Source organism: Kribbella sp. NPDC051620 (assembly GCF_044453825.1).
In the GTDB taxonomy this organism is placed as follows: Bacteria; Actinomycetota; Actinomycetes; order Propionibacteriales; family Kribbellaceae; genus Kribbella.
Genome location: NZ_JBITDB010000003.1, coordinates 789,878 through 809,918, shown reverse-complemented (window position 1 = coordinate 809,918; position 20,041 = coordinate 789,878). Strand labels below are relative to the sequence as shown.

19 protein-coding genes are annotated in these 20,041 nt (G+C 68.8%); 12 read left to right on the top strand and 7 right to left on the bottom strand.

Annotated features, from left to right (window positions below; all coding sequences use genetic code 11):
• Window positions 1–35: 35 nt before the first annotated feature.
• Together ACIA12_RS16810 and ACIA12_RS16805 are read right to left on the bottom strand one after the other, a co-directional pair.
• Window positions 36–596 carry a GNAT family N-acetyltransferase gene (locus tag ACIA12_RS16810; protein WP_396367882.1) on the bottom strand — a complete coding sequence of 187 codons (561 nt, stop codon included), beginning with the start codon at window positions 594–596 and terminating at the stop codon, window positions 36–38.
• 89 nt (window positions 597–685) lie between these two features.
• Window positions 686–1,444 (bottom strand): MerR family transcriptional regulator, encoded by a 759-nt coding sequence (locus ACIA12_RS16805; RefSeq protein WP_396367881.1) that lies wholly within the window; start codon window positions 1,442–1,444, stop codon window positions 686–688.
• A gap of 85 nt (window positions 1,445–1,529) precedes the next feature.
• Between ACIA12_RS16805 and ACIA12_RS16800 the strand changes: the two genes are divergently transcribed.
• Entirely contained in the window at window positions 1,530–3,341 is a 1,812-nt protein-coding gene (locus ACIA12_RS16800; RefSeq protein WP_396367880.1) for a hypothetical protein, read from the top strand.
• Window positions 3,342–3,423: 82 nt separating this feature from the next.
• Window positions 3,424–4,371, top strand: coding sequence for an alpha/beta fold hydrolase (locus ACIA12_RS16795; RefSeq protein WP_396367879.1), 948 nt, complete (start codon window positions 3,424–3,426; stop codon window positions 4,369–4,371).
• 22 nt (window positions 4,372–4,393) lie between these two features.
• Here ACIA12_RS16795 and ACIA12_RS16790 read toward each other — a convergent pair whose 3' ends face one another.
• A complete protein-coding gene (locus ACIA12_RS16790) occupies window positions 4,394–4,792 on the bottom strand; it encodes a DUF6855 family protein (protein WP_363831401.1) in 399 nt (132 codons plus the stop codon).
• A gap of 44 nt (window positions 4,793–4,836) precedes the next feature.
• Between ACIA12_RS16790 and ACIA12_RS16785 the strand changes: the two genes are divergently transcribed.
• The 4 genes from ACIA12_RS16785 (at window position 4,837) to ACIA12_RS16770 (ending at window position 9,791) form a co-directional block, all read left to right on the top strand.
• Window positions 4,837–5,982, top strand: coding sequence for a CaiB/BaiF CoA transferase family protein (locus ACIA12_RS16785; protein ID WP_396367878.1), 1,146 nt, complete (start codon window positions 4,837–4,839; stop codon window positions 5,980–5,982).
• A gap of 219 nt (window positions 5,983–6,201) precedes the next feature.
• Window positions 6,202–7,737 (top strand): sugar ABC transporter ATP-binding protein, encoded by a 1,536-nt coding sequence (locus tag ACIA12_RS16780; RefSeq protein ID WP_396367877.1) that lies wholly within the window; start codon window positions 6,202–6,204, stop codon window positions 7,735–7,737.
• Window positions 7,734–8,768 carry an ABC transporter permease gene (locus tag ACIA12_RS16775; RefSeq protein ID WP_396367876.1) on the top strand — a complete coding sequence of 345 codons (1,035 nt, stop codon included), beginning with the start codon at window positions 7,734–7,736 and terminating at the stop codon, window positions 8,766–8,768. Before ACIA12_RS16780 ends, ACIA12_RS16775 begins: the two co-directional genes overlap by 4 nt.
• A 15-nt stretch (window positions 8,769–8,783) precedes the next feature.
• Window positions 8,784–9,791, top strand: coding sequence for a substrate-binding domain-containing protein (locus ACIA12_RS16770; protein ID WP_396367875.1), 1,008 nt, complete (start codon window positions 8,784–8,786; stop codon window positions 9,789–9,791).
• An 18-nt stretch (window positions 9,792–9,809) separates the two neighbouring features.
• On the opposite strand, the gene ACIA12_RS16765 is transcribed toward ACIA12_RS16770, so the two are convergent.
• Complete coding sequence (locus ACIA12_RS16765) at window positions 9,810–10,805, bottom strand: LacI family DNA-binding transcriptional regulator (protein WP_396367874.1); 996 nt, start codon at window positions 10,803–10,805, stop codon at window positions 9,810–9,812.
• A gap of 129 nt (window positions 10,806–10,934) precedes the next feature.
• Between ACIA12_RS16765 and ACIA12_RS16760 the strand changes: the two genes are divergently transcribed.
• The 3 genes from ACIA12_RS16760 to ACIA12_RS16750 are packed head-to-tail and all read left to right on the top strand — an operon-like array spanning window position 10,935 to window position 13,345.
• Window positions 10,935–12,371, top strand: coding sequence for an NAD-dependent malic enzyme (locus ACIA12_RS16760; RefSeq protein WP_396367872.1), 1,437 nt, complete (start codon window positions 10,935–10,937; stop codon window positions 12,369–12,371).
• A 10-nt stretch (window positions 12,372–12,381) separates the two neighbouring features.
• Entirely contained in the window at window positions 12,382–12,780 is a 399-nt protein-coding gene (locus ACIA12_RS16755; RefSeq protein WP_396367870.1) for a VanZ family protein, read from the top strand.
• A 7-nt stretch (window positions 12,781–12,787) separates the two neighbouring features.
• Window positions 12,788–13,345: a YqgE/AlgH family protein gene (locus ACIA12_RS16750; protein ID WP_396367869.1), complete on the top strand. Its 558-nt coding sequence runs from the start codon at window positions 12,788–12,790 to the stop codon at window positions 13,343–13,345.
• Between the two features lie 31 nt (window positions 13,346–13,376).
• On the opposite strand, the gene ACIA12_RS16745 is transcribed toward ACIA12_RS16750, so the two are convergent.
• Window positions 13,377–13,637, bottom strand: a complete 261-nt coding sequence (locus ACIA12_RS16745) for a DUF3039 domain-containing protein (protein ID WP_396367868.1) — start codon at window positions 13,635–13,637, stop codon at window positions 13,377–13,379.
• Between the two features lie 155 nt (window positions 13,638–13,792).
• On the opposite strand from ACIA12_RS16745, the gene ACIA12_RS16740 reads away from it, so the two are divergent.
• Complete coding sequence (locus ACIA12_RS16740) at window positions 13,793–15,586, top strand: DEAD/DEAH box helicase (protein ID WP_396367866.1); 1,794 nt, start codon at window positions 13,793–13,795, stop codon at window positions 15,584–15,586.
• A gap of 66 nt (window positions 15,587–15,652) precedes the next feature.
• Window positions 15,653–16,888 (top strand): MFS transporter, encoded by a 1,236-nt coding sequence (locus ACIA12_RS16735; protein ID WP_396367864.1) that lies wholly within the window; start codon window positions 15,653–15,655, stop codon window positions 16,886–16,888.
• A gap of 59 nt (window positions 16,889–16,947) precedes the next feature.
• Here ACIA12_RS16735 and ACIA12_RS16730 read toward each other — a convergent pair whose 3' ends face one another.
• Window positions 16,948–17,676, bottom strand: a complete 729-nt coding sequence (locus ACIA12_RS16730) for a hypothetical protein (protein ID WP_396367863.1) — start codon at window positions 17,674–17,676, stop codon at window positions 16,948–16,950.
• 55 nt (window positions 17,677–17,731) lie between these two features.
• Between ACIA12_RS16730 and ACIA12_RS16725 the strand changes: the two genes are divergently transcribed.
• Window positions 17,732–18,376 carry an IclR family transcriptional regulator gene (locus tag ACIA12_RS16725; RefSeq protein WP_396367862.1) on the top strand — a complete coding sequence of 215 codons (645 nt, stop codon included), beginning with the start codon at window positions 17,732–17,734 and terminating at the stop codon, window positions 18,374–18,376.
• A gap of 1,129 nt (window positions 18,377–19,505) precedes the next feature.
• On the opposite strand, the gene ACIA12_RS16720 is transcribed toward ACIA12_RS16725, so the two are convergent.
• Window positions 19,506–19,979: an Lrp/AsnC family transcriptional regulator gene (locus tag ACIA12_RS16720; RefSeq protein WP_396367861.1), complete on the bottom strand. Its 474-nt coding sequence runs from the start codon at window positions 19,977–19,979 to the stop codon at window positions 19,506–19,508.
• Window positions 19,980–20,041: the final 62 nt, after the last annotated feature.

Below are 20,041 nucleotides of genomic sequence, written 5' to 3'. Positions count from 1 at the left end.
AGGTTACGCGGCTTGAGGAACTGGCCTCCTGGTTGTTACCGGTCGCGCCATTCCTGGGCGCGGATGGCCCAGAGCAGGTCGTCGCACCATTCGCCTTTGAAATAGAGGCTCTCGACCAGGTGGCCCTCCTGGCGCATGCCGAGGCGGGCGAGGAGTTTGGTGGAGGCGGTGTTGCCGTTGATGACGCTGGCCTGGATGCGGTGCAGGCCGAGGTCCTCGAAGCCAACGCGGAGCATCGCCCGGGCGGCTTCGGCGGCCAGGCCGCGGCCGTGGTAGCCGGTGTGCAGGGCGTAGCCGAGCTCGCCTTGGCGGTTGATCTCGCTGGCCCACTTGAGCAGGACCTCGCCGATGACTGTCTGCGTCTCGCGGAGCTCGATCGCCAGGACCAGCCATTGGCCGGGCTCGGTCAGGGCGTCCTGGGTGAGCTTGACCTCGAGGGCGGCGCGGACCTGTTCGCGGTCACGGACCGGCCAGGGGACGTACCGGACCACCTCCGGGTCGGAGTGGAAGGCGAGCAGGTCGTCGAGATCCTCCCGCCGATGCGGGCGCAGATCGAGGCGCTCGGTCTTGATCGGGTACGTCGGGCGGAAGGTCACCGTGGGCTCCTGAGGGCAGGCCGATCGACATGCAGGCCGGTCGACATGCAGGCCGGTCGAGTGGATCGGCTGGTCGGGGACTGCGTGGGTCAGCCGGTGGAGGGCAGGGCGTCGGGGGCGAGGCCCAGTTCTTCGTAGGCGACGGCCTCGATCTCGCGGCCCATCGCCTCGCGGAAGGAGGCGACCAGGGCCTGGCCGGCCAGCGGGATGATGTTCTCCAGCGTGCGCTGGATCTCGGGCCAGCCCTCGGCCGGCAGTCCGGCGTCGGCGAACTGGCGCCAGACGGTACCGCGGAACAGCTCGACGTAGACCTTCGCGACCGCGTCGGCGTGCTCGAACAGCTTCGGCAGCATCTCGAAGATCGCCTCCAGCGGTACGCCGAGCTTGATCACCTCGAGGCCGGTACGCAGGAGATCCGGGTTCGGGATCCGGAGCCGGCCGTCGTCCTGCCGCTCGGCGATGCCCAGCTCGACCAGCTTGGCGATGGTGTCCGGGTTGTGCGGGATGCCCGCGCGATCGGCCAGCTGCTGCTCAGTGATCACCTCGGGCTCGGTCGGCGTCCACGGGCTGACCAACGTCTCGAACACGCCCAGCGCCAGCGCGCCGTCGGGGAGCTCGCTCATCATCCGCTCGACCGCCGCCAGCGTGTAGCCCTTGTCGAGCAACTCGCGCACCAGGGTCAGCCGGGCGACGTGATCCGCGCCGTAGTACCCCGTGCGGCCGACCAGGCGAGGGGGCGGGATCAGGCCGCGGCCGGCGTACGCCCGCACGTTCCGGACCGTCATGCCCACTTTGGCCGCGAGCTGGTCGACCGTGAACTCTTCTCCGGGGCCTGACTCGGCCGGCATCTGTCCTCCCACCTTGACAGTCTTCCAGATTACACGTTACATAGCTGATGTAACATTGCCTCTGGCGCATGTCGAAGGAGCTCCCATGCCGGTCCCCTTGGCGGCCACCACCGGAACCGCGTCTTTCGGCCAGATCGCGATCGTCACCGGGCTGGTCTCGCTGATGTACCTCGCACTCGCCGTGCTGCTGTGGCGGGAACGCACTGGGCGGGTGACGCTGGTAGGGCGCCTCGCGGACACCATCGGGAGACTGGACGGAGTCCCCCGATGGGCTGCGCTCACCCCGTACCTGCATGCCGTCTCGCTGCTCGCCTGCGCCTTCGGCGTCTGGTGGGACATCGCGGTACACATCGATCGCGGCCGCGACACCGGCCCGTTCGGTACGCCGGCGCACTACCCGATCTTCTTCGGCATCCTCGGCGTGATCGTCTCCGGCGTCCTGCCGATCGCGCTCGCCCGCAAGCCGCTGCCGGCCCGGACGATCAAGCTGACCAAGGGCTGGCGGATCCCGTGCAGCGCGGCGCTGGTGACGGTGTGCGGCACGTTCGCCCTGGTCGGCTTCCCGCTCGACGATGTCTGGCACCGGCTGTTCGGTGAGGATGTCACGCTCTGGGGGCCGACCCACCTGCTGATGATCGGCGGCGTCGTCTTCTCGATCTTCGCCCGCCTGCTCGCATCCGCTGAGGTCGAGCAACTGGTGGGCCTCAACTGGCGTCGCCGGGCGCAGGAGATCATCGCGGTCGGCGCGTTGCTGATCGCGTGGGATCTGTTCAGCACCGAGTTCAACTACGGCGTACCGCAGTTCCCCCTGATCCTGCAGCCGATCCTGATCGTCTTCGGGTCGACGCTCGCCTTCACTTTGCTGCGGGCGCGACGCGGACCTTTCGCGACGTTCGGCGCGCTCGCGACGTACCTGGTGATCCGCGGCGGCATCGCCTGGGCGGTCGACCAGCCGCTCGGCGAGATCCTCGGTCACTTCCCGCTGCTGATCGCCGAGGCGGTACTGGTCGAGCTCGCGGCTCTTGCCCTGGGCAACCAGAATCGCTTCCGGCTGGGGCTCGTCTCGGGTGCGCTGATCGGCACGGTCGGCGTGGTCGCGGAGTACGGCTGGTCGCAGGTGTGGATGCCGATCCACTGGCCGGCTGCGATGCTTCCGGCGGCGCTCGGGTTCGGCGTTGTCACGGGTCTTGGCGCGGGTCTTCTCGGGGCATGGCTGGCTACTCGGTACGCCGAGGTGGCGGGCGAAGTGCGGATGAGTCCTCCGGTGCGCTTGACGCATCAGCTCGGCGCGGTCGGGCTGGTCGCAGTACTGGCTGCGCTCTTCTTCTGTGTACCTCGGTCGGCCGACCCTGGGGTGAGTGCGACGGTGTCGCTGGAGCCGGCGTCGACCGGGTCCGAGCCGACGGCGTACGTGACGGTGACGTTGCAGCCCGTCGATGCGGCTGATGGTGCCCGGTGGTTCGAGGCGCTGGCCTGGCAGGGTGGCGGTTCGATGACGCATGCGATGGAGAAGGTTGCTGATGGCACCTATCGGTCGACCGAGCCGCTGCCGATGTACGGCAAGTGGAAGTCGATGATCCGGCTGCATCGAGGGGCGCGGGACATGGTCGCGATGTGGGTCTACGCGCCGGAGGATCTGAAGATCGAGAAGCCGGCGGTGCAGGTGTCGAACGGGCAGACGGTCGAGTTCATCGGGGAGCAGCAGACGCTGCGGCGCGAGGAGCGGACGGATGTACCGCGCTGGATGTGGAACGGCGGATATGCATTGCTCGCCGTCGTCGGGTCGCTGGAGATCGCCGGGATCGCTTGGCTGGTCGGGCGTGGCGCTCGCGGCGGGCGGCTGCGGGCAGCTCACCTCGAGGCCCAGGGGTCGCGGCGCGAGCGGGAGTCGGCGTGACCGGCCCGCTGGGCGAGTGGACAGACAGACTGGGGAAGATATGACGATGCGGGCAGAGCGATCAGAAGAAGTCTCCACAGAGGTGGTTACTCCCGATGGGGTTCGGCTGCATGTTGAGGCGACGGGGTCGGCCGCGGCGCCGGTGACGGTGGTGCTGGCGCATGGGTGGACATGCTCGACGCGGAGTTGGCATCACCAGTTGGGTGGGCTGCCTCGGGTGCTGGGCGCTGACGGCGTACGGGTGGTTGCCTATGACCATCGCGGGCATGGAGCGTCGGACGTTGCTCCGGCCGGTACCACGCGGATCGAGCAGTTGGCGGATGACCTGGCGTTCGTGCTCGACGAGGTGGTCGGGGACGGGCCGGTGGTTTATGCCGGTCATTCGATGGGTGGGATGACGTTGATGGCGCTGGCCGAGAAGCGGCCGGAGTTGTTCGGCTCTCGCATTGCCGCGGCTGCGTTGATCGCGACCTCTTCGGGGCAGCTGACCTCGCGGGCGTTCGGGTTGCCGGCGCGCTTCGATGCTCCCGCCGCGGTGCTGGCGCCACGGGCGATGAACCTCGCGGGAAGGCGGATCGAGCGGCGCGCGGCGAGCGCAGTACAGGTGCAAGCGCCCCGGCCAGAAGGCGCGTCGCGGCGGAGCGCTTGGTGGCAGGGGGCATCGGCTGCCGCGCGTCGGCCGGCGCTGCGGCAGTTGGCGTTCGGGAAGAACGTGGATCGGGCCGAGGTGGACATCCTGCTGGCGGATGTGGCCCGGCTGCCCGGCCCGTCGCTGGGCGGGTTCTTCGAGGAGATCGTCCGGCACGATCGGGGCCATGCGCTGCAGGGGCTCAGCCAGATCCCGGTGGAACTCATGCATGGAACGCGCGACCGCCTGATCGCACCGCGGCACGCCAACCGGATGGCGCAGTTGCTGCCGTCCGCGCGGTTGTGGATGTACCCGGGCGCCGGCCACATGCTCATGCAGGAACGTCCCCGCGACGTGACTCAACGCCTGGCGTCCTTGGTGCGAAAGGTCCGCGTCGTCTAGCCTCCCCGGCGCGGGTCCGCCTTCAGAGCGCTCGCATGCGGTTGTTGCGGGCGTTGTGCTCGACCTCGGCAAGACCGAGCGCCTCCAGTACCGGCGGCACGTAGTTCGCGAATCGGCCACGGAAGCCCTTCTTCAACCCGTACCAGCCACCCACCGGGTTGTCCTCCGCACGCGCCCAGGCCTCCACGGTCCCCGGCGCCGCAGGCTTCTGCTCATCCGCGTTGCCCAACAACATCCAGTCCCCGTGCTTGGTCAGCATCGCGTGCAGGTCCTCGATGCACCGCGCCTGATAACTGAGCTTGGTGCTCCCCACCTGACACACCAGCACGTCGTCATCCCGGTACATCTCGTACTGCGATCCGCCGGGCGGCGTACTCAGCACCCACGGATCGTCCTTCGTCCCACTGCCGGTGAACGCCATCACAATCCCCTCCTACCTCGCGAGGCTACGCCTAGGGTGTGGAGGTGCAGAACCTTCTGTCTGACCTGGTGGTTGTTGATCTGACTCGGGCGTTGTCGGGGCCTCATGCGGCAATGATGCTGGGGGATCTGGGGGCCCGGGTGATCAAGGTCGAGACTCCCGCCGGTGGGGACGACAGCCGGGGGTGGGGGCCGCCGTTCGTCGAGGGGGAGTCGACGTACTTTCTGTCGGCCAACCGGAACAAGGAGTCGGTGACCGCGGACCTGAAGTCGGCGGAGGGCAAGGAGTTCCTCAGCCGGCTGGTGCGGAAGGCCGACGTGCTGCTGGAGAACTTCCGGCCGGGGGTGCTGGATCGGCTGGGGTTCCCGGTCGAGCGGTTGCAGGAGCTGAATCCGCGGCTGGTGATCTTGTCCATCACCGGGTTCGGGCATGACGGGCCGGAAGGCGGGCGGGCCGGGTACGACCAGATCGCTCAGGGGGAGGGCGGGCTGATGAGTATCACGGGTGAGGTGGAGCCGACCAAGACCGGCGTACCGATCGCGGATCTGCTGGCCGGGATGTACGGCGCCTATGGGGTGCTGGCCGCGCTGCACGAGCGGAACGTCACTGGCCGGGGGCGGGTCGTGCGTACTTCGCTGCTGGCGTCGGTGGTCGGGGTTCATGCGTTCCATGGCACCAAGTGGACCGTCGCGGGGGAGTTGCCGGAGCGGGTCGGCAATCACCATGCGCAGATCGCGCCGTACGGGATGTACCGGACTCGCGACGACATCGTGCAGGTGGCGGTCGGCAGCGAGTCGCAGTGGCGGACCTTCGCGCCGCTCGTCGGGCTGGACTTCGCCGATGAGCGCTTCGCGACGAACGCCTTGCGGGTCGCCCATCGTGATGAGCTGACGGCCGCGATCGAGAAGGCATTCAGTACTTCGCCCGCTGACGAGTGGTTGCGCGGTCTCGCCGAGGCGGGCATTCCGGCCGGCAAGGTGCGCGACTTCCAGCAGGTCTACGAATGGGAGCAGACGGTTTCGCAGGGCCTGCTGATCGACGTCGACCATCCGACCCTGGGCCGCATCCAGCTCCCCGGCCCACCCCTCCGCTTCGACGACAACCCGTACGCCGGCGCCCGCGAAACCAACCTCCCCCCGCCCCGCCTCGGCGAACACAACAACTCCGTCCAAGCCTGGCTCGACGAGTAACCCTGCCCCGTCCCGCCCACCACTTCCTGTCCAAGCCCACATCATGTGGGCTCGCCCCCAAGCGGTGCCAACGCCGCTACGTCGGGGTGGGGTTCGAGGGTGGTGGAAAGGGTGTTGGGGAGTGTCGGGGGCGGGCTAAGTTCGGTGAAGGGTTGACGGTGTGCGGGGCGCGGGTCTAGCGTCCGGGAAATCGATTACTCACCCGATCGCGGAGGCGCCATGTCACAGGCCGCGGCCCTGGTACGGATGACCCGGATCGGGAAGCGCTACGGCGGCGTACAGGCCTGTCGTGAGGTCGACTTCACCCTCGGCGCGGGTGAGGTGCACGCGCTGCTCGGCGAGAACGGCGCCGGCAAGAGCACGCTGATGAAGATCCTGTCCGGTGACGTCACCGGGTACGACGGGCAGATCGAGATCAACGGCGCCCCGGTCTCATTCAGCGGCCCGACCGACGCGCAGGCCGCCGGGATCGCGATGATCCACCAGGAACTCGACCTCGTGCCGGGCCTGTCCGTCGCGGACAACATCTTCCTCGGCCGCGAACTCCGTACTCCGCTCCGCACGGTCGACCGCCGGCGGATGGAACGCGAAGCCCGCACCCTGCTCGAACGCAGCGGAGTCGCCCTCGACCCCCGCCGCCCGGTCGGCGAACTCCGCGTCGGCGAGCAGCAACTCGTCACGATCGCGAAGGCGATCTCGCTGGACGCGCGGGTGCTGATCATGGACGAGCCGACCTCCGCGCTGACGACGTCCGAGGTCGAGCGGCTGTTCGTCGTGATCCGCGAACTCCGCCGCGGCGGCGTCGGCATCGTCTACATCTCGCACCGGATGGAGGAGATCGCCCAGGTCGCCGACCGCGCGACGGTCCTGCGCAACGGGCAGAACGTGGCGAGTTTCGACCCGCGATCGCTGACCACCGCGGAGGTGGTCGAGGCGATGGTCGGGCGGCCGGTGCAGACGATGTTCACCACGCCGGACGTCGCGACGGGAGACGAACTGCTGCGGGTCTCGGATCTCGCCCTGACCCCGCGCCGGCCGCGTCCGGGGCGGCGCGATCCGGCGGGCATCTCGCTCAGCGTCCGGGCCGGCGAGATCGTCGGGCTTGCCGGACTGCTCGGCTCCGGTCGTACCGAGTTGCTCGAGACCTTGTACGGCGTTGCGCCGGGTGGCACGCGATCGGGGCGGATCGTGATGCAGGGCAAGGAGATCCGGTCGCGCGGGCCTCGACAGTCGTTGCGGCAGGGGATCGGGTTCGTGCCGGAAGACCGGCGGGTTTCGGGGTTGGTGCTGTTCCATTCGATCCTGGCCAACACGGTGGTCTCGAGCCTTCCGGCGTACGGGCGGTTGGGGGTGATCGCGCGGCGGATGGAGCGGGCCGCATCGGTGCGGATGGCGGACCGGCTGCGGTTGAAGTACGGGCGGTTGCAGGACGAGGTGGGCACTCTCTCCGGCGGCAACCAGCAGAAGGTCGTCTTCGGCCGCATGCTCCTCACCAACCCGCGGCTCTTGTTGCTGGATGAGCCGACTCGAGGCGTCGACATCAACGCCAAGTCCGAGATCTACCGCCTCCTCGGCGAACTGGCAGCCCAGGGCATCGGCGTCCTCCTCGCTTCCTCGGAACTCCCCGAACTGGTAGGAGTCTGCGACCGAGTAGTAGTCCTCCGAGACGGACGCGACGTCGCCACCTTCACCACCACCAACTCCACCGAAGGTGATCTATTGGCCGCCGCCATGGGCGAAGGAGCCCTCCAATGACCGACGTACAGGACAACGCTGTGCCGGCCCCTACCGCGATCGCCGAGAAGTCCGGTGGGGTGGTTGCCACTCTGTTTCGGTTTCAGAGTGTGTTCGGGCTGTTGGCGGTGTTTGTGGCGGCGATCATCTTTTCGCCTCGGCGGGATGGGGAGGTTTTGTTTGTCAGTGCGGACAATCTGGCGAATGTGGTCAGGGCGGTTTCCGAGATCGGGATCATCGCGGTCGGGATGACGTTCGTGATCCTGATCGGGGGGATCGATCTGTCGGTGGGGGCCGTGCTCGGGCTGGCGGCGGTCGGGTCGGCGGTGTTGATGGTGGAGAGTGACTGGGGGTTTCTGCCGTCGGTGCTGGTGGTGCTGGCGATCGGGCTGGTGTTCGGCGCGTTGCAGGGAATAGCGACGGCGATGATCGGGATCCAGTCGTTCATCGTCACGCTGGCGGGGTTGCAGATAGCGCGCGGGCTGGCCCGGATCTGGTCCGACGGGCAGGGCGTGGCGATTGCCTATGGCAACGGTCCGCACGAGGCGCCGGACTCGTTCGCGATCCTGGGCGAGCGGACCTTCGGCGGCCTGGTACCGATCCCGGTGCTGATCTTCGCGGTGGTCGCGATCGCCGCCGTCGTCTTCCTGCGGGTCAGCGCCTTCTCCCGGCATCTGTACGCCGTCGGCGGCAACGAGAAGGCCGCCCGGCTGTCCGGCGTACCGGTGATCCGGGTGAAGATCGCCGTCTTCGCGATCTGCGGACTGCTCGCCTCGCTGGCCGGCATCGTGCACGCCGTCCAGCTCAACCAGGGCAGCCCGAACGACGGCATCGGCTACGAGCTCGACGCGATCGCCGCGGTGGTGATCGGCGGTACCAGTCTGGCCGGCGGCCGGGGCTCGGTCGCGGGCACTGTGGCCGGCGCGTTGCTGCTCGGAGTACTGAACAACATCCTCGCCCTGAACAACATCGACTCCAACATCCAGCTGCTGATCAAGGGACTCGTGATCGTCGCCGCGGCCGCGCTGCAACGACTCCGCCCCGCCTCTTAAAAGAAGGGCTCACCCATGCGCAACCTGAAAGCACCCCTCGCCGCCGCGGCCGTCGCCGCCCTGGTCCTGGCCGGCTGCGGCACCACCAACGACCGTACCTCCGACAAGCCGCAGGCAGCTGCCTCCAAGGATTGTAAAGGGGCCGACGGCAAGTATGTGATCGGGATGAGCCAGGCCAACGTGGCCGAGCCCTACCGGCAGCGGATGGACGACGACATCAAGGCCGCGGCCAAGGACGTGCCGCAGTTCGACGTGAAGTTCGCCGACGCGGCACAGGACAACGCCAAGCAGGTCGCGGACGTCGAGAACTACCTGACCCAGCAGATCGACCTGCTGATCATCAGCCCGAACGAGGCCAAGCCGCTGACCGCCGTGGTGAAGAAGGCCTACGACAAGGGCATCCCGGTACTCGTCCTGGACCGCAAGGTCGAGGGCGACGCGTACACCGGGTTCATCGGCGGCGACAACGTCGAGATCGGTACCGAGGCAGGCAAGTACGTCGCCGAGAAGCTCCTCCCGCAAGGTGGCAACGTGGTGGAGCTCAAGGGGCTGGCCGGCGCGACCCCGCAGGCCGAGCGGCACCAGGGCTTCGTCGAGGCGATCAAGGCGAACCCGAAGATCAAGATCGTCGCCGACGCGAGTGGCGACTGGTTGCGGGAGAAGGGCCAGGCGCAGATGGACGCGCTGCTGAAGGCCAATCCGAAGATCGACCTCGTCTACGCGCACAACGACCCGATGGCCGAGGGCGCCTACCTGGCGGCGAAGGCGGTACATCGCGAGAAGGAGATGAAGTTCATCGGCATCGACGCGCTGCCGATCCCGTCCGGCGGCATCAAGGCGGTCGAGGAGGGCCGGCTGTCGGCCACCTTCACCTACCCGACCAACGGCAAGGAAGCGATCGCCGCGGCCAAGAAGCTGCTGATCGACTGCGGCACGATCGAGAAGACCCAGACCCTGAAGACCCGCCTGATCGACAAGGCCAACGCCGCCCAGATCTACGCCGAGGAAAACCCGACCGGCTAGCCATTTCGGCGGGGTGGGTCAGCTGCGGTGGGAGCTGGCTCGTTCGATCAGCCGGGCGGCGAGGGTAGTCGTGGTGGTCGCCCGGGTGTTGTCGGTGATTCTGGCCAGCAGGAGGCGGGCAGCGACCGTACCGATCTCGTATGCCGGCTGGGCAACGACCGTCAGCGGGGGATCGAGTAGCTCGGCCCAGGGCGCGTCGTCGAAGGCGACGATGCCGACCTGCTTGCCGGGCCGGATGCGGTGCTCCTGCAGGGCTTGCAGCACGCCGACCGCCATCGCGCTGTTCGCGACCAGCAACGCGTCCGGCGGCTCCGGTTGGTCGAGCAACTCCTGCGCCGCCCGATGTGCGCCAGCTGCCTTGTACTCCGTACGCCGCACCAACTTCGCCGTACTGCGCAGCCGCCGAGCCTTCAGCGCATCCCGATACCCCGCGAGCCGGTCATCCGCGGTCCGGACTCCGGCCGGCCCGGTGATACACCCGATCCGTTGATAGCCCTGGTCTATCAAGTGAGCCGTCGCCTCCCGGGCAGCCAGCCGGGTGTCGACGAGGACGACGTCGCTGGACTGCCCGGGCAGCGGCCGATCGACCGCCACGAAGGCGGTTCCGCGCTTGCTGAGCTTCTCGACGCTGGTCGTCGTACCGGACGGGGACAGGATGACGCCGGCCACTCGTTCCTGCAGGGCGACGTCGATGTAGCGGTTCTCCTTCTCGGCGTTCTCGTCGGAGTTGCAGAGCACGACCGAGTAGCCGACCTCGTGCGCGACGTCCTCGACGCCACGGGCGATCGCGGTGAAGAAGGGGTTCTCGACGTCGGAGATGATCAGCGCGACGACGGCAGCCTCCTGACGGCGCAGGTTCCGGGCGGGGCCGTTGGGCTGGTATCCGAGTTCCTCGGCGGCCCGGCGTACCCGCGCTGCCAGGCCGGGATCGACGGTGGACTTGCCGTTCAGGGCGCGCGACACGGTCGCCGTGGAGACCCGGGCCCTGGCCGCGACCTCGCTGATCGTCGCCATCCACACCCTCCCGCCGACTGGGTCAGAGGGCTCAGCGTAGCGGGCGGGTAATGGATTACCCAGCCGTTCGGCGTGCACTTTAAGAACAGAACCTCCGGACCTGACCAGTGACATGAGAGGATCACCCGCGTGACTGCCTTGCCGAGCGTTTCCTACTCCATCACCGTCCGCCTCGAGGTCCCCGCCGGTGGCTCCACGGTGAGCAAACTGACCACCGCGGTCGAGCAGGCCGGCGGCCTCGTGACCGCCCTCGACGTGACCGCCTCCGGCCACGAGCGGCTGCGGATCGACGTGACGTGCGCGGCCGCCGACACCGAGCACGCCGGCCGGCTGGTCGAGGCGATGCGTGCCGTACCGGGCGTCGAGATCGGCCGGGTCTCCGACCGGACCTTCCTGATGCACCTCGGCGGCAAGATCTCGATGGAGGCCAAGCACCCGATCCGCAACCGGGACGACCTCTCGATGATCTACACCCCGGGAGTGGCCCGGGTCTGCCTGGCGATCGCCGCCAATCCCGACGACGCGCGCCGGCTGACCATCAAGCGCAACAGCGTCGCGGTCGTCACCGACGGCTCCGCGGTGCTCGGCCTGGGCAACATCGGCCCGGAGGCCGCGCTGCCGGTGATGGAGGGCAAGGCCGCGCTGTTCAAGCGCTTCGCCGGCATCGACGCCTGGCCGCTGTGCCTGGACACCCAGGACACCGAGGCGATCATCGCCGTGGTCAAGGCGATCGCGCCCGGGTTCGCCGGGATCAACCTGGAGGACATCTCCGCGCCGCGCTGCTTCGAGATCGAGGCCCGGCTGCGCGAGGAGCTCGACATCCCGGTCTTCCACGACGACCAGCACGGGACGGCGGTCGTCGTCCTGGCCGCGCTGTTCAACGCGCTGCGGGTGGTCAACAAGGACATCAGCGAGGTACGGATCGTGCTGTCCGGCGCGGGCGCGGCCGGTACCGCGATCCTCAAACTGCTGATCGAGGCCGGGGTCAAGGACACGATCGTGGCCGACATCGCCGGCGTCATCCACTCCGAGCGCGACGGGCTGTCGCCCGAGCTGCGCTGGATCGCGGAGAACACCAACGCCGCGAAGTACAGCGGCGACCTGAAGGGCGCGCTGGCCGGCGCCGACGTGTTCATCGGCGTCTCGGCGCCGAACATCCTGACCGGCGCCGACATCGCGACGATGAACAAGGACTCGATCGTCTTCGCGCTGGCCAACCCGGACCCCGAGGTCGACCCGGCGGCGGCGCACGAGCACGCGGCCGTCGTCGCGACCGGGCGCAGCGACTTCCCGAACCAGATCAACAACGTGCTGGTCTTCCCGGGCGTCTTCCGCGGCCTGCTCGACGCGCAGTCGTCGAAGGTGTCGATCCAGACCGAGCTGGCGGCCGCGAAGGCGCTGGCCGGGGTCGTCACCGACGACGAGCTGAACGCCGACTACATCGTGCCGAGCGTCTTCCACCCGGAGGTGCACACGCGGGTGGCGCACGCCGTCCGTGACGCGGCGGGCGGCAAGGCGCCGGCGGCGGAGCACTTCCCGGACGACTCCCCGGGCGCGCTGATTTGAGTCACTTGCTTTGATTGACTCCATCACTACTTCAACCGAGGTCCGTACGTCCCGTACCGCGTGGGTGTGGCGGGTCGCCTTCGTGGTGGCCTGTGGCATCCACCTGTACGGGGTGTACTCACCGCATCAGGATGCGTCGGGCGTCGACTTCCCGTACTCCGACAAGCTGGCGCATCTGTTCCTGTTCGGATCGGTCGCGTACTTCGGGTTGCGGGCGGGCGTACCGGCCCGGTATCTGTTGCCGGTGGTCGCCGCCAACGCGGTGGTCAGCGAGATCGTCCAGTACTACTGGCTGCCGTTCCGGTCGGGCGATCCGTTCGACTCGGTCGCGGATCTGTGCGGGCTGGCGCTGGGTGCCTGGCTCGGGTTTCGCGCGCTCCGTACGCAAAGGGCGCCGGGCACGACATGATGGGGGCATGACGGCCACGACCCTGACCGGCTCGCTGCTGGTGGCTACCCCGTTGCTGGACGAGCCGCCGTTTCGGCGGTCGGTGATCCTGCTGCTGGATCATGACGAGGACGGCGCGCTGGGTGTCGTGGTGAACCGGGCCGCGGATCTCGAGGTCGACCGGGTGCTGGCCGACTGGTCGGCGACGGTGAGCGAGCCCGGCGTGCTCTTCATGGGCGGGCCGGTGGGGACCGACAGCGCCCTCGCGGTCGCCGAGGTGATCGAGTCGGCCGATCCGCCGGGGTGGCGGGAATGCTTCGGCCGGATCGGGTTGATCGATCTCGACGTACCGCCGGCGCTGCTGGAGGGCGCGATCCAGCGGATGCGGATCTTCGCCGGGTACGCCGGCTGGTCGAGCGGACAGCTCGAGGGCGAGATCACCGAGGGTGCCTGGTACGTCGTACCGTCCGAGCCCGACGACGTGTTCAGCCTCCAGCCGGAAGGCCTGTGGCGCCGCGTCCTGCGGCGCCAGCACGACGAGATGGCCTACCTGGCCACCTACCCCGACGACCCGACCCAGAACTAGTACCTGTCCTGGGCCCATCGGCTCGGCGTGACTACTCCTTGTCGTCGTCGCCCGAGTTGAGCGACTCCCAGATCTCCTTGCACTCCGGGCAGACCGGGAACTTCTGCGGGTCGCGACTGGGCACCCACACCTTGCCGCACAGCGCGACCACCGGCGTCCCCATCACCATCGCCTCGGTGAGCTTGTCCTTCGGCACATAGTGCGAGAACCGCTCATGATCGCCCTCGTCCAGCGACGGCTTGGTCCGCTCATCGACGACCGTCTCGGCACCCGGGCTCAACTGAGTACTCATAGCCCCGAGTGTAGGTCGCCACGCCGGGTAACTCCCAGCCTTTCTCCACAGCCCCGTCGACACGCCCGTGTCTCGGCGGGGCACCCACCGATCTGACCTTGTCGGCGATCTCGGGTAACGTTCCTGTACGGCCGACAGTCGACTATCGGGGGAGTATGCCGTCCGTGGATTCGCACGTGCCTGCAGCACCAGCCGTGCTACCTCCGGCCTATCCGGACCGCGCCGCGTGGGGAACTGCGAGCAAGCTGCGGGCCTGGCAGGCGGAGGCGCTCCAGCTCTATCTGGACAAGCAGCCTAAGGATTTCCTGGCGGTCGCGACGCCGGGCGCCGGTAAGACGACGTTCGCGCTGACCGTCGCCGCCGAGCTCCTGCAGCGCAGGGTGATCGACCGGATCACGGTGGTGACGCCGACCGAGCACCTGAAGGTCCAGTGGGCCGAGGCGGCCGACCGGGCCGGGATCGCCATCGACCCGACGTTCGCCGGCGGCAAGGGCCGGACGAACAAGGACTTCCAGGGCGTCGCGGTCACATACGCCGGGGTCGCGGTGAACCCACTCGCCTTCCGGGTCCGGACCGAGAAGTTCCGCACCCTGGTGATCCTCGACGAGGTGCACCACGGCGGTGACGCGCTCAGCTGGGGTGAAGGCATCCGGGAGGCGTTCGACCCGGCCACCCGTCGCCTGGCCTTGACCGGTACGCCGTTCCGCAGCGACGACAACCCGATCCCGTTCGTCACGTACGAGCACGGCCACGACGGCGCCGCGCGGAGCCGGGCGGACTACGTCTACGGCTACGGGCACGCGCTGCGCGACCACGTCGTACGGCCGGTCATCTTCATGTCGTACTCCGGTGAGATGCGCTGGCGCACCAAGGCGGGTGACGAGGTCGCCGCCCGACTGGGTGAGCCGCTGACGAAGGATCTGACGGCGCAGGCGCTGCGGACCGCGCTCGACCCGACGGGCGAGTGGATGCCCGCAGTACTGGCTGCGGCTGACAAGAGGCTGACCGAAGTACGGCGGCACATGCCTGATGCGGGCGGGCTGGTCATCTCGGGTGACCAGAACACGGCCCGCGCCTATGCGAAGACCCTCCGCGAGCTGACCGGCGAGGCGCCGACCGTAGTGCTGTCCGACGAGAAGGCGGCGAGCAAGAAGATCCAGGCCTTCTCGGCCGGCGAGCAGCGCTGGATGGTCGCGGTCCGGATGGTGAGTGAGGGCGTCGACGTGCCGCGGCTGGCGGTCGGGGTCTACGCGACGCCGACCTCGACGCCGCTGTTCTTCGCGCAGGCCATCGGGCGGTTCGTGCGGGCCCGCAAGCGGGGTGAGACGGCGTCGGTGTTCGTGCCGTCGGTGACCCGGCTGCTGAGCTTCGCGGCCGAGATGGAGGTCGAGCGCGACCATGTGCTCGGCCGGAAGAACTCTGCCGAGGATGGAGACATCTTCGCGCTCGAGGACGACCTGCTGAAGAAGGCGAACGAGGCCGAGGGCGCGAGCGACGACCTGGACGCCAAGTTCGAGGCGCTCGGGTCCGATGCGAGCTTCGACCGGGTCGTCTTCGACGGTGGTGACTACGGGATGGGTGGCGATCTCGGCTCGGACGAGGAGATGGACTTCCTCGGCCTGCCCGGGCTGCTCGAGCCCGACCAGGTCCGCGAGCTGCTGAACAAGCGGCAGGCGAAGTCGCTGGCCCAGGAGAAGAAGCGCGGCAAGTCCACGCGCGAGGAGCCGACCCCGGTCGAGCTGGCCACGCACGAGCAGGTCGCTCTGTTACGGCGCGAGCTGAACGGTCTGGTCGCCGCCTGGCACCACCGCACCGGCCAGCCCCACGGCGTCATCCACAACGACCTCCGCCGCAAGCTAGGCGGCCCCGCCGCCGCCCACGCCTCCTCCACAGAACTAAAAGACCGCATAGAACTGATCCGAGACTGGGCCACCCAACGCCGAGCCTGAACGTAAGTACCGAAAGTGGTGTGCCCTGCTGTCGGGGCTGGAAAGTCGTGACATAAGTTCAGGCCTGTGGCCCGACTGCTGACCGATATCCGTCCGCTCAAGGAGTCGGCGGATTTCCGGCGGTTGTGGGTCGGGTCGACGGTCTCGCAGCTCGGGCAGCAGATGACGGCGGTGACCGTCTCGATCCAGGTCTACGCGCTGACCCACTCGACTTTCGCGGTCGGTCTGGTCGGGCTCTTCGCGCTGGTGCCGCTGGTCGTCTTCGGGTTGTACGGCGGCGCGATGGCGGACGCGATCGATCGACGGACACTCGCGCTCGTCTCGTCGGGCGGGCTCTGGCTGCTGTCGATGCTGCTGGTCGCGCAGTCCGAGCTGCACTGGAACCAGGTGTGGGTCCTGTACGCCGTGATCGCCGTCCAGTCGGCCTGTTTCGCGGTGAACGGCCCGGCGCGGTCCGCGATCATCCCGCGGCTCATCCGCCCCGAACTGCTTCCGGCGGCCAACACGCTCAGCCAGGCCGCGTTCAACCTCGGCTTCACCGCCGGACCGTTGCTCGGCGCCGTGGTGATCGCCTGGCAGGGGTTCGGCGCGGCATACCTGGTGGACGTCATCACCTTCACCGCCGCGCTCTACGCGCTGTTTCGGCTACCTCCGGTACCACCGACCGGCCTGGTACGCCGGGCCGGCCTGCGCTCGGTACTGGAGGGCTTCACCTTCCTCCGAGCCGCCCCCGCCCTGCTCGCGACCTTCCTCGCGGACATCCTCGCGATGGTGTTCGCGCAACCGCGGGCGCTGTTCCCAGCCGTCGCGGGCGCGTTCTTCGCGGGCGGCGTACGGACTGTCGGGCTGCTGCAGGCGGCACCGGCAATCGGCGCACTCGTCGGTGTGCTGTTCTCGGGCTGGGTGAGCCGCATCCGGCGGCAAGGGGTGGCGATCGTCGCGGCGATCACCGTCTATGCGGCGGCGGTCGGGCTGTTCGGGTTGTCGCGGACGATCTGGCTCGGCGTCGCGCTGCTCGCGCTATCGGGTGCGGCGGACATGGTCAGCTCGGCGTACCGGAACACGGTCCTGCAATCGGCCGCCCCGGACGCGATGCGCGGCCGGCTGCAGGGAGTCTTCATCGTGGTCGTCGCCGGTGGCCCGCGTCTTGGAGACTTCGTCGCCGGTACGACGGCGTCCCTCAGCACCCCGACGATCGCCCTGCTCGGCGGCGCCGCGGTCTGCATCACCGGCCTGCTCATCCTGCTCGCCACGAACCGCCCGTTCCGCCAGTACGACTCAGAGGTCCGCGCTCTCCGCTGACGCCACTCGCCACCCGCCACCCGCCACTCGCCAGCACCCTGGCGTCGACCACCGCGGACTCAGCCGCCGGTGGCGAGTTCTTTGAGGACCGTGCCCCAGGACGGCAGGTCGGGGTTGATCCGGGGGATCGGCTTGCCGCCGACCGTGACGATCGGGCGATCCCCGATCGGCTTGTCGAGCTTGATCGGCACCATCTCGATCTGGCTGTCCGGCGGGCAGGGCTCGGTCTCGTCGATCACCGCGGTGATCTTGTCAGCGGCCTCGATCACCTTCAGATCGCCGCAGTTGAACCCGACGCCGAACACCAGCGCGACCCCGTCCGGCTTCGGCGGGTTCTGGATCCACTTCAGGTACGCCGGCCGCTTGCCCTTGACCAACTGGTACGCGGTGACCGGCTGCTGGGAGTCCTCCAGCACCTCGCCTTTGCCGTCACCGAAGAAGGCGCCGAAGATCTTGTGCACACACGGGTCGGCGTCGTGCTTGCGATCGTCGGTCGCGCCCCAGGCCTTGGCGGCCAGGTAGCAGCCGTTCGCCTCCCGGTTGAGCGCGACGTTGAACCCGACCAGCGCGAGCGCGCCGATCACCAGAGCGCCGGCGAGCATCCGTCGGGACCGGATCTGCTGCGGGCCGAGCGGGGCCGCCTCGGTCTCCTCGCTGCCGGGGAGCTGCTTGAACAGGGCCAGAATGCTGTTCGTCCACTGCGGATTGACCAGCGTCGGCACGGCGTACAGGAGGATCAGGCCGACGCAGATGGCGATGGCGGGGAGCAGCGCCCAGTAATTTCGCACGGCAGCAAGATACGGGGACATCGGGCCGCGGGCCGAAAAAGGTTACGCTTCGGCTGTGCCCGCTGAGACGTCCCAGACACTCGACCGGGGACTCACCGTCCTCGAGTTGCTGGCGGACGCCCCGGACGGCCTGTCGATCACCGAGCTGGCCGCCTCGCTGAACGTCTCGCGGACGGTCGTCTACCGCCTGGTCAACACGCTCGAACTGCACCGGCTCGTCCGTCGCGACAGCGAAGGCCGCGCGCGTCTCGGGCTGGCGGTCCTGCACTACTCGCGGCGCGTCCAGCCGACCTTGCGAGACGCTGCACTGCCGGTACTGCGCTCGCTCGCCGAAGACACCGGCGCGACGGCCCACCTGACCGTCGCGGACGGCGACGAGGCGCTCGCGATCGCGGTGATCGAGCCGAGCTGGACCGACTTCCACGTCTCGTACCGGATGGGCTCCCGGCACCCGCTCGACCAGGGCGCCGCCGGCAAGGCGATCCTCGCCGGCCGCCGCAAGCCCGATCCGGCCGGCCGCCCCTTCGTCATCACCGCCGGCGAACTCCAGGCCGGCGCCCAAGGCGTCTCCTCCCCCGTCCTCGGCGTACCAGGCGTAGAAGCCTCCATCGGCGTAGTAGTCCTCGGCAAACTCGACCGCGACTTCGTAGGCCCCCGAGTAGCCCGAGCCGCAGTAGAAGTAGCCAAACGCCTCGCCTGACCACCCCACCCAGCATCAGCACCACCACCCGGCTCGTGGCGCTTCGCGCCACCTCGCAAGTTGAAGCCGCGTGGGCGAGCGGACAGGCGCCCGGCGAGGGTGTGTGGCAGCCAGCCTCGTGACGCTTCGCGTCACCTCGGCGACAACAGTTGCGGTCCGGGCTCCGCGCGCTGCCGGCGGTGGAGCGGCCGCCCGACTCGTGACGCTGCGCGTCACCTCGCGAAGTGAAACTGCGGGCGGGGGCCGGAGCCGCGCGGTCCGGTGGTGGGCGGCTCAGGGCTCGTGACGCTTCGCGTCACCTCGCGCCAACCGCAGAACGCAGGCTCCGGCGGTCGCCGTCGGGCGGGTGCTGCCAGACCAACCGGGCGGAGGTGCTTCAGCAGGCTCGTGACGCTTCGCGTCACCTCGCGAGCTGGAACCGCGTGGGCGGGTCGGAGGCGCGCGGCGCGGGTGGTAAGCCGGGGTCGGCGACTCCGGGGCTCGTGACGCTTCGCGTCACCTCGCAAGCTGGAAAATGCGTGGTGGGAGCCGCAGACGCTCAGCTGTGGTGAGGCTGCAGGCTCGTGACGCTGGGCGTCACCTCGCGAATTGGAACCGCGTGGGGAGGGCTGGAGGTCCGCGGGTTGGAACGGGCGTGGGAGGGCTGGAGGTGCGCAGGTTGGAACGGGCGTGGGAGGGCCTGGACATGGGAGGGCTGGAGGTGGGCGGGTTGGAACGGCGTGGGCAGGGCCGGAGGTGCGCGGGGTTGGAACGGGCGTGGGAGGGCCGGAGGTGCGCGGCGGGGCGGTGAGGCGGGGTCGGCGACTCTGGGGCTCGTGACGCTTCGCGTTACCTCGCGAGGTTGAACTGCGCGGGGTGGGAGCCGGAGGTGCGCGGCAGAGGTGGACGGTGGGGACGAGTGGTGGGGACGAGTGGGTCAGGTTCGTGGCGCTTCGCGATACCTCGCGTTGGGGGAGTGCGCGGGTGGGGATTGGAGGTGCGTAGCGGGGTGGTTGGTTGGGGATGTGTGCCGATCGACAGGACATAGTCGGTGTGGGGTGGGCGTTGGGCCGGCGGCTGAGCGTGGCGAGGGTTTGGGGTGGTGGCTATGTCCTGTCGTTCGGGACACATCCGGGGGCGGCAGGCCGAGTTAGGGGCGGGTGGCGGCGTGGAGTAGGGGGAGTACTCGGTGGGGGACTTGTTCGGCCAGGGCTATGACGGTGGAGGCTCGTTGGATGCCTTGGACTATTACTACCTGGTCGATTACTCGTTGGAGGTCGGCGTTGGAGCGGGCGACTATTCGGCACCAGAGGTCTTCGGCGCCGGTGATGGTGTAGACCTCCAGGACTTCGGGGATGGCGGCGAGGGCGGCGGCGACTGTGGTGTGGCCGGAGCCCTGTTCGATCTGGAGGGTGGCGAAGGCGGTGACCGGGTAGCCGATTTCTGTGGTGTCCACGTCGGGGCCCCAGCCTCGGACGACCCCGTCGCGGGTCAGGCGGTCCAGGCGGGCTTGGACTGTGCCTCGGGCTACGCCCAGGCGGCGGGAGGCTTCCAGGACGCCTACTCGGGGTTCGGCGGCGAAGAGGTCGAGGATGCGGGCGTCCAGGGCGTCGACTCCGGCCATGCGATCCTCCAGCTGAGGTCAGGGTGTGGTCAGGGTGACCAAATAGTCCAATAGAAGGCTGA